The sequence below is a fragment of the Streptomyces sp. NPDC037290 genome (assembly GCF_055603245.1).
Genome location: NZ_JBVJVZ010000134.1, coordinates 1 through 1,491 on the forward strand (window position 1 = coordinate 1; position 1,491 = coordinate 1,491).

The window sequence follows — 1,491 nt, forward strand, 5'->3', positions numbered from 1 at the left end:
TGCTGGAAGGCGTAGGTGGGCAGTTCGCGGGCGAGGCCGTTCGCCCGGCCGAGCGCGGTCCAGTCGACCTGGTGGCCGCGCGCGTGCACCCGGGCCAGGGCCATCAGGAAGCCGTTCACGTCACCGGTCCGCCGCCCGAGGGTGGGCAGGAACGCGGCACCGTTCTCGACGACGGCCGGGTGCGAGGCACCCAGCGCCGTCAGGACGGGCTCAGGCCCGAGTTCGACGACGGTCGCGACGCCCTGCGCCAGCACGGCACCGACCCCGTCCCCGAACCGCACCGCCTCCCGCACGTGCCGCACCCAGTACTCCCGCGAGCACAACTCCGCAGCCGAGGCGACCTCGCCGGTCACATTGGACACGACCGGAATCAACGGGGCACGGAACTCCACCCCCGCCAGCACATCCGCAAACTCGGCCAGCATCGGCTCCATCAACGGCGAATGGAACGCATGCGAGACCCGAAGACGCGTCGTACGACGCCCCTGCTCACGGGCCCGCTCCATCACCGCGTCAACGGCATCCTCCACACCCGAAACCACCACCGCCGACGGACCGTTGACAGCCGCGATCACCGCACCGTCCACAAGCCAGCCCGACACCTCATCCTCGGTGGCCTCCACCGCCACCATCCGCCCGCCCGACGGCAACGCACCCATCAAACGACCCCGCGCCACCACCACCCGCACCGCATCCGCCAGCGACCACACACCCGCCACGAACGCCGCCGACAACTCACCCAGCGAATGCCCCACCAGCACATCCGCACGCACACCGAAGGACTCCGCCAACCGGTACAACGCCACCTCAACAGCGAACAACGCAGGCTGAGCAACCCCCGTATCCGCCAAAGCCTCCACGTCATCACCGAAAATCACCGGAAGCAGCCGCACACCAGCCTGCTCCGCCACCACCCCGCACACCTCGTCCAACGCACCCGCGAACACCGGGAACCGCTCATACAACTCACGCCCCATCCCCGGACGCTGCGACCCCTGCCCCGAAAACGCCACCCCCAGACCACCCACAACACGACGCTCAAACACCACACCACCACCAGCGGCACCCTCCGCAACCCCACGCACCCCACGCAGCAACTCATCCAGGGACCCACCACCGACCACCGCACTGTGCTCGAACACCGAACGCGACGATGCCAACGCCAGACCCACACCCCCCACATCCAGCGCCCCCACACCGCCCTCACACCTCTCGACGAACGCAGCAAGCCGCGCCGCCTGCGCCCGCAAGGCCGCCTCGCTGCGAGCCGACACAACCCACGGCAACTCCCCCCCAACCGCCGAAGCCACCGCATCCGCCGAAGCCACCGGCGTCTGAGCAGACTCGACGGGCTCGTACTCCAGGATCACGTGCGCGTTCGTCCCGCTGATCCCGAACGACGACACACCCGCCCGCCGCGCCCGACCCGTCTCGGGCCACTGCCGAGCCCGCGTCAACAACTCCACCCCACCCGCAGACCAGTCCACATGC

Annotated in this window: 1 protein-coding gene; it reads right to left on the reverse strand. The window is 69.6% G+C overall.

Translation table 11 applies throughout. From position 1 onward, the window contains the following. Window positions 1-1,487: acyltransferase domain-containing protein (locus tag ACZ7HQ_RS45425; RefSeq protein ID WP_471003489.1), on the reverse strand; the 1,487-nt coding region annotated here is incomplete at its 3' end. Window positions 1,488-1,491 lie beyond the last annotated feature (4 nt).